The organism is Burkholderia diffusa, from assembly GCF_902499115.1.
In the GTDB taxonomy this organism is placed as follows: domain Bacteria; phylum Pseudomonadota; class Gammaproteobacteria; order Burkholderiales; family Burkholderiaceae; genus Burkholderia; species Burkholderia diffusa.
Genome location: NZ_CABVPN010000006.1, coordinates 244,555 through 251,450, shown reverse-complemented (window position 1 = coordinate 251,450; position 6,896 = coordinate 244,555). Strand labels below are relative to the sequence as shown.

The 6,896-nt window shown below is 65.6% G+C and carries 7 protein-coding genes and 1 pseudogene; 7 read left to right on the top strand and 1 reads right to left on the bottom strand.

From position 1 onward, the window contains the following. The 3 genes and pseudogenes from BTE28158_RS08635 to phaR all read left to right on the top strand — a co-directional run. Window positions 1-186: pseudogene (locus BTE28158_RS08635) on the top strand (acetyl-CoA C-acetyltransferase); the annotation flags it as partial. A 119-nt stretch (window positions 187-305) separates the two neighbouring features. Beyond that, window positions 306-1,046 carry a 3-ketoacyl-ACP reductase gene (locus BTE28158_RS08630; protein ID WP_059606930.1) on the top strand — a complete coding sequence of 247 codons (741 nt, stop codon included), beginning with the start codon at window positions 306-308 and terminating at the stop codon, window positions 1,044-1,046. A gap of 118 nt (window positions 1,047-1,164) precedes the next feature. Continuing rightward, window positions 1,165-1,731 carry a polyhydroxyalkanoate synthesis repressor PhaR gene (gene phaR, locus BTE28158_RS08625; RefSeq protein ID WP_011549704.1) on the top strand — a complete coding sequence of 189 codons (567 nt, stop codon included), beginning with the start codon at window positions 1,165-1,167 and terminating at the stop codon, window positions 1,729-1,731. A gap of 355 nt (window positions 1,732-2,086) precedes the next feature. Here the strand turns inward: phaR and BTE28158_RS08620 are convergent, their stop codons facing one another. Then, the gene (locus BTE28158_RS08620) at window positions 2,087-2,341 is read right to left on the bottom strand and encodes a hypothetical protein (RefSeq protein ID WP_059537455.1); all 255 of its coding nucleotides are present in this window, start codon (window positions 2,339-2,341) and stop codon (window positions 2,087-2,089) included. A gap of 281 nt (window positions 2,342-2,622) precedes the next feature. Here BTE28158_RS08620 and rimO point away from each other — a divergent pair, with 281 nt between their 5' ends. From rimO to BTE28158_RS08600, 4 genes are all read left to right on the top strand, one after another. Next, complete coding sequence (gene rimO / locus BTE28158_RS08615; protein ID WP_151050565.1) at window positions 2,623-3,984, top strand: 30S ribosomal protein S12 methylthiotransferase RimO; 1,362 nt, start codon at window positions 2,623-2,625, stop codon at window positions 3,982-3,984. A gap of 3 nt (window positions 3,985-3,987) precedes the next feature. Next, window positions 3,988-4,914 (top strand): sugar kinase, encoded by a 927-nt coding sequence (locus BTE28158_RS08610; protein ID WP_151050563.1) that lies wholly within the window; start codon window positions 3,988-3,990, stop codon window positions 4,912-4,914. A gap of 111 nt (window positions 4,915-5,025) precedes the next feature. Further along, on the top strand, window positions 5,026-5,568 hold the full coding sequence (locus BTE28158_RS08605; RefSeq protein WP_124902384.1) for a hypothetical protein: 543 nt from the start codon (window positions 5,026-5,028) through the stop codon (window positions 5,566-5,568). Window positions 5,569-5,681: 113 nt separating this feature from the next. Continuing rightward, window positions 5,682-6,866: a cystathionine beta-lyase gene (locus BTE28158_RS08600; RefSeq protein ID WP_059606923.1), complete on the top strand. Its 1,185-nt coding sequence runs from the start codon at window positions 5,682-5,684 to the stop codon at window positions 6,864-6,866. Window positions 6,867-6,896: the final 30 nt, after the last annotated feature.

Here is a 6,896-nt window from a genome sequence, read left to right as displayed (position 1 = left end):
TGGGACACGTCGAAGGTGAACGTGAACGGCGGGGCGATCGCGATCGGTCACCCGATCGGCGCGTCGGGCTGCCGGATTCTGGTGACGCTGCTGCACGAGATGGTCAAGCGCGATGCGAAGCGCGGGCTGGCGTCGCTGTGCATCGGCGGCGGGATGGGCGTCGCGCTCGCGGTCGAACGTCCGTAACGGCTCGTCGGTCACTGCCAAACCAATCCGTGCGCCGGCCGATTGCGGCTTCGGCCGGCGCACGTGAAGTCAGAGGGGGCCTCCGGCGGCTCTCGAAACCAAAAAATGGAGTGAGATTTATGTCTCAGCGAATTGCGTACGTAACGGGCGGGATGGGCGGCATCGGCACCAGCATCTGCCAGCGTCTGTCGAAAGACGGCTTCAAGGTGGTCGCGGGTTGCGGCCCGAACTCGCCGCGCCGGGTGAAATGGCTCGAGGAACAGAAGGCGCTCGGCTACGATTTCATCGCGTCGGAAGGCAACGTGGGCGACTGGGACTCGACCAAGGCAGCGTTCGACAAGGTCAAGGCCGAAGTCGGCGAGATCGACGTGCTGGTCAACAACGCGGGCATCACGCGCGACGTCGTGTTCCGCAAGATGACGCATGAAGACTGGACGGCCGTTATCGACACCAACCTGACGAGCCTGTTCAACGTGACGAAGCAGGTGATCGACGGGATGGTCGAGCGTGGCTGGGGCCGGATCATCAACATTTCGTCCGTGAACGGCCAGAAGGGGCAATTCGGCCAGACGAACTACTCGACCGCGAAGGCCGGCATCCACGGTTTCACGATGTCGCTCGCGCAGGAAGTCGCAACGAAAGGCGTGACGGTCAACACCGTGTCGCCCGGCTACATCGGCACCGACATGGTGAAGGCAATCCGGCCGGACGTGCTCGAGAAGATCGTCGCGACGATCCCGGTGCGTCGTCTCGGCGGGCCGGAGGAAATCGGTTCGATCGTCGCGTGGCTCGCGTCGAATGACTCCGGCTTCGCGACGGGCGCCGACTTCTCGCTGAACGGCGGCCTGCATATGGGCTGAACGTCTGGCTGCGCGCGCCGCTGCGGCCGCGCGGCCTGGCGTTTCCGAAGGCCCCCGCTTCCCGGATCCGGGAAGCGGGGATTTGTCACTTGCGCTACGCTGCACCGAAAGGCGTTACATGACTACTACAAAGAAAACGGCCGAGCGGCTCATCAAGAAGTACCCGAACCGCCGGCTCTACGATACCGAGACGAGCACGTACATCACGCTGACCGACGTCAAGCAGCTCGTGCTGGAACAGGAGGACTTCAAGGTCGTCGACGCGAAATCAAACGAGGACCTGACGCGCAGCATCCTGCTGCAGATCATCCTCGAGGAAGAGAGCGGTGGCGTGCCGATGTTCTCGTCGTCGATGCTGTCGCAGATCATCCGTTTCTACGGTCATGCGATGCAGGGCATGATGGGAACGTACCTGGAAAAGAACATCCAGGCGTTCATCGACATCCAGAACAAGCTCGCGGATCAATCGAAGAACCTGTACGAAGGCAACGCGATGAATCCGGAAGTCTGGTCGCAGTTCATGAACATGCAGGCGCCGATGATGCAAGGGATGATGACGAGCTACATCGAGCAGTCGAAGAACATGTTCGTGCAGATGCAGGAGCAGATGCAGAACCAGGCGAAGTCGATGTTCAGCACGTTCCCGTTCAAGCAACCGGGCGCGCCGGAGCCGGAGAAGAAGTAACGCGTGCGCGGCAGGCCGGTCGCGGCGGCACCCGCCGCCCGACGCCTGGTTTGGTGCCGCGACACGCGGCGGTGCGATGCGGCCGATCGTGTGCCCGGGCACGACGATGGCCGCTGCCGCAAGATGTTGCCGACGGTCGCTCCTGATCGTCGGCACCGAATGCCCGTACCCTCGCGTGGGGGCGGGCATGATCGTGATCTGGTCGCCCCGACCTCATCCAGACAGTCATCAGCGAATCGATACCCGGGCGTGTCGCGCCTCATGGCGTGCGTTTGTGCCATTGCGGCCGATCGCCGTTGCGTCGGACCTTGTGATGACGGGCAGCGGCAAAGCGCCCGCGGTTCGCCGGCTTACCTCAAAGTGCCGGATCGAAATCCTGGTGATCGTCTGCGGGAGGAAGGTCGAGCACGAGCTTCACCGCGCAGTAGTTCGCCTTCAGCGAAAACACCCGGCCGATCACGAGAAACGTCTGCCGCGAATTCTCGAGTTCGACGAAGTCGCCCGGCTGCGGCACGTGGGCGCCCTGGTCATAGGAAAAACTGGTGCTGGTCTGCTCGCCGATGGTCTCGGCGGCGTGCTCGGTGAATTCGATCGTGATGTGGGTGGTCATGCGAACCCCATTGGGTAAGTGAAGGGAGCGGATGCAGCGATTTTCGCATAGGGGCGGAGTGAGGCAGGGGCGATTGTCGTGCACGACGTGCGGTGATCGTGCCCATCGTTTCATCATCTCGGTCTGAAAGGGCTGGATCAGCCGCCGGTGGCGGTCCGATGCGCCTGCGCGCGCTGCGTATTGAGGGCGCCATCCACGGCGTCTTGATCGCCGGTTTTGCCTCGCTGACCCATAAATAGCTGTAAACTCACGCTTTTGCCGCCACGCCCCCCACATTCCAGATGTCCCAGTCCCCCAAAGTAGGCTTCGTGTCGCTCGGGTGCCCCAAGGCGCTCGTCGATTCCGAACAAATCATCACCCAACTGCGCGCCGAAGGTTATGAAATCTCCGGCACCTACGACGGTGCCGACCTCGTCGTCGTCAACACTTGCGGCTTCATCGACGAGGCCGTGCAGGAAAGCCTCGACGCGATCGGCGAAGCGCTGACCGAGAACGGCAAGGTGATCGTCACCGGCTGCCTCGGCGCGAAGTCGAGCGCCAGCGGCTCGAACCTCATCGAGGAAGTCCACCCGAAGGTGCTCGCCGTCACCGGCCCGCACGCGGTGGGTGAAGTGATGCAGGCCGTGCATTCGCATCTGCCGAAGCCGCACGACCCGTTCGTCGACCTCGTGCCGGCCGCCGGCATCAAGCTCACGCCGCGCCACTATGCGTACCTGAAGATTTCCGAAGGCTGCAACCACCGCTGCACGTTCTGCATCATTCCGTCGATGCGTGGCGACCTCGTGTCGCGCCCGGTCGCGGAAGTGATGCTCGAAGCGGAGAACCTGTTCAAGTCGGGCGTGAAGGAACTGCTCGTGATCTCGCAGGACACGAGCGCGTACGGCGTCGACGTGAAGTACCGCACGGGCTTCTGGAACGGCAAGCCGATCAAGACGCGCATGACCGACCTGGTCGCCGCGCTCGGCGAACTCGCTGCGCAGTACGGTGCATGGGTGCGCCTGCACTACGTGTATCCGTATCCGAGCGTCGACGAAGTCATTCCGCTGATGGCCGAAGGCCCGTTCAAGGGCCACGTGCTGCCGTATCTCGACGTGCCGTTCCAGCACGCACATCCGGAAGTGCTGAAGCGCATGAAGCGCCCGGCGAACGCCGAGAAGGTGCTCGAGCGCGTGCAGAAGTGGCGCGAGATCTGCCCGGACCTGACGATCCGCAGCACGTTCATCGCCGGCTTCCCCGGCGAGACGGAAGAGCAGTTCGAAACGCTGCTCGACTTCATCCGCGAGGCGGAACTCGATCGCGTCGGCTGCTTTGCCTATTCGCCGGTCGAAGGCGCGACGGCGAACGACCTCGACGGCGCACTGCCGGACGACGTTCGCGAAGAGCGCCGCGCGCGCTTCATGGAAGTCGCCGAGGAAGTGTCGGCGCAGCGCATCCAGCGCAAGGTCGGCAAGACCCTCAAGGTGCTGATCGACGAAGTCAGCGAGGAAGGCGGCATCGGCCGCACGGCGGCGGATGCGCCGGAGATCGACGGGGTCGTCTACGTCGAACCGGCGATGAAGGCGTCGAAGCGCTACAAGGTCGGCGATTTCGTGTCGGTGAAGATCACCGGCGCGGACGGCCACGACCTGTGGGGCGAGGTTTAAGCGATGACCGCTGCGTTTCCGCAGATCCTCGCGCTCGGCGAGGCGATGATCGAATTCAACCAGTCGCAGCCGGGGCGTCCGGAGTTCCTGCAGGGTTTCGGCGGCGACACGTCGAACTTCTGCATCGCCGCGGCGCGCCAGGGTGCGTCGACGGGCTTCGTGTCCGCGATCGGCGACGATCCGTTCGGCCGCTTGCTGGCCGACATGTGGGCGGCGGAGCGCGTCGACACGACGTACGTGCGGATCGACCGCGCGGCGCCGACCGGCGTGTATTTCGTCACGCACGGCGCTGAGGGTCACCAGTTCGACTATCTGCGCGCGGGCTCGGCGGCGAGCCGCTATGCGGTGGCCGACCTGCCGCTCGATGCGCTGGCGGCGGCGAAGGCCGTGCACCTGTCGGGCATCAGCCTCGCGATCAGCACGGCCGCATGCGACGCCGCGTTCGCGGCGATCGATCACGCGCGCAGCAACGGCGCGCAGGTCAGCTTCGATACGAACCTGCGCCTGAAGCTGTGGCCGCTGCCGCGCGCCCGCGCGGTGATGCGCGAAGCGCTGCGCCAGACGGACATCTGCCTGCCGAGCTGGGACGACGTCACGGCGCTCACGGGCGCGAACGATCGCGACGCGATCGTCGATGCGATGCTCGAACACGGGCCTCGGGTCGTCGCGCTGAAGCTCGGCAAGGAAGGCGCGTACGTGGCGACCCCGAACGAACGGCGTGTGGTGCCGGGCTTCGCGGTCGAGGCCGTCGACGCGACGGGCGCGGGCGACTGCTTCGGCGGTGCGTTCGTTGCACGGATCGTCGCGGGCGACGATCCGTTCGCGGCCGCGCGTTATGCGAACGCGGCGGCGGCGCTGTCGACGACGGGTTACGGCGCGGTCGCGCCGATTCCGTTGCGCGAGGCGGTGGAACGCCTGATGCAGGGCTGACGCGGCTCACGCACGCCGGTCGTGGCCTCGCGTACGTGAGGATGACCATCGGCGGCTGGCAGCATGCCGCCGCGTTTTTTCGAGCGAATCTGAAGCAAGGAGCAACACAAGGTGGGTCGATATTCCGAATGGCAACGGGCGCTGGTGATCGCCAGTGTGCTGGCGGCGGGCCTCGCGATGCCGGGCGTGGTCGCGGCGCAGGCCGTCGCGCCGGGCGCGCAGCAGGATGAAGCGGCGCCCGCGCGGCCGCTGCGGCCGAATCCGGAATTCGCCCGCCTGCCGCGCTACGAGGGCACCCTCGGCGACCGGCCGATCGTCGTGCATCTCGGGCCGAAGACGGACGAGGAAGGCGTGCACGGCGAATACCAGTTCGCGGACACGGGCGAGGTGGTGCTGCTCGCCGGCGATCGCGACGGAGACACGCTCGAAATCGAGGAATCGAACGACGGCACGAACATCACCGGCGTGTGGATTGGCCGCTTCGACGCGACGGGCGACCTGAAGGCCGACCGGATGAACTCGGACGAATCGGATCCGCAACCCGTCGTGCTGCGCCCGGCGCCGGGCAAGCGCGCGGCGCTGCAGGTGCGCGACGGCCGCGTACGGGAAATCGAGACGGTCGGCGGCATCGTCGACCTGCGCACCACCAACTGAGCGCGCGCTGGCTCGGTGCGCGCGGCGCGCATTGTACCGGGCCAAGCGCGCCGATTTTGGCTACTCTAGCGACATATTCCGCAACCGAACGGCCTTTCCCCCGGTCTCCAGCCATGACTGCATCCACTTCGAAGCGCGCACTCCAGACCCGCATCGTTCAACCCGACGACATCATTCCGGAAGGCTTCCGTTCGTTCGTCCCACCGGTCGAGCGTGCATCGACGGTCGTGTTCCCCGATCTCGCGACGATGCGCGCGCTGGTCTGGCACAACGACAATCAGTGGCGCTATGGACTGCACGCAACGCCGACGTCGCTCGCGCTCGCGCAGCGGCTCGCCGAGATCGAGGGCGGCACGCACGCGCTGCTGCAGCCGTCGGGCCTCGCGGCGATCATGAACGTCTATTTCGGGATCGTGAAGGCGGGCGACGACGTGCTGATCCCGCACAACGTCTACGGGCCGAACGCCGATTTCGGCAACTGGCTCGCGAAGGATTTCGGCATCGTCGCGCGCTTCTACGATCCGCTCGTCGGTGCCGGCATCGCCGACCTGATCCAGCCGAACACGCGGTTGATCTGGATCGAGGCGCCGGGCTCGGTGACGATGGAAGTGCCCGACGTGCGCGCGATCACGACGGTCGCGCAGGCGCGCGGCATCGTCACCGCGATCGACAACACGTATTCGGCCGGCCTCGCGTTCAAGCCGTTCGAGCATGGGGTCGACATCTCGGTGCAGGCGCTGACCAAGTATCAATCGGGTGGCAGCGACGTACTGATGGGCGCGACCATCACCGCGAACGCGGAACTGCACGCGCAACTGAAGCTCGCACGGATGCGCTGCGGGATCGGCGTCTCGGTCGATGATTGCTCGCTCGTGCTGCGTAGCCTGCCGAGCATGCAGGTGCGTTTCGACGCGCACGGCAAGAGCGCGCTCGCGCTTGCGCAATGGCTGAAGGCGCGCCCGGAGATCGCGGCCGTGCTGCATCCGCAGTTGCCCGACTGTCCGGGGCACGCATCGTTCGTGCGCGACTTCACCGGCGCGGGCGGGCTGTTCTCGGTGGTGTTCGATGAGCGCTACAGCAGCGAGCAGATCGATCGTTTCGTCGAGGCGCTCGAGCTGTTCGCGATCGGCTGGAGCTGGGGCGGCGCATGCAGCCTCGCGATGCCTTACGACGTGGCGTCGATGCGTGCGGAGTGGCCGCATCGCGGCACGCTGGTGCGCTTCTATGTCGGTCTCGAAGATGAAGCCGACCTGCGTGCGGACATCGAGCGCGCGCTGCAGGCTACGCTCGGCCGGTAACGGAACCGAAGCGGAAAACGAAACGCCCGC

Bases quoted from the DNA above. Each gene is read 5' to 3' on its own strand.
- BTE28158_RS08630 (WP_059606930.1), top strand. From the start codon at position 306: ATGTCTCAGCGAATTGCGTACGTAACGGGCGGGATGGGCGGCATCGGC.
- phaR (WP_011549704.1), top strand. From the start codon at position 1,165: ATGACTACTACAAAGAAAACGGCCGAGCGGCTCATCAAGAAGTACCCG.
- BTE28158_RS08620 (WP_059537455.1), bottom strand. From the start codon at position 2,341: ATGACCACCCACATCACGATCGAATTCACCGAGCACGCCGCCGAGACC.
- rimO (WP_151050565.1), top strand. From the start codon at position 2,623: ATGTCCCAGTCCCCCAAAGTAGGCTTCGTGTCGCTCGGGTGCCCCAAG.
- BTE28158_RS08610 (WP_151050563.1), top strand. From the start codon at position 3,988: ATGACCGCTGCGTTTCCGCAGATCCTCGCGCTCGGCGAGGCGATGATC.
- BTE28158_RS08600 (WP_059606923.1), top strand. From the start codon at position 5,682: ATGACTGCATCCACTTCGAAGCGCGCACTCCAGACCCGCATCGTTCAA.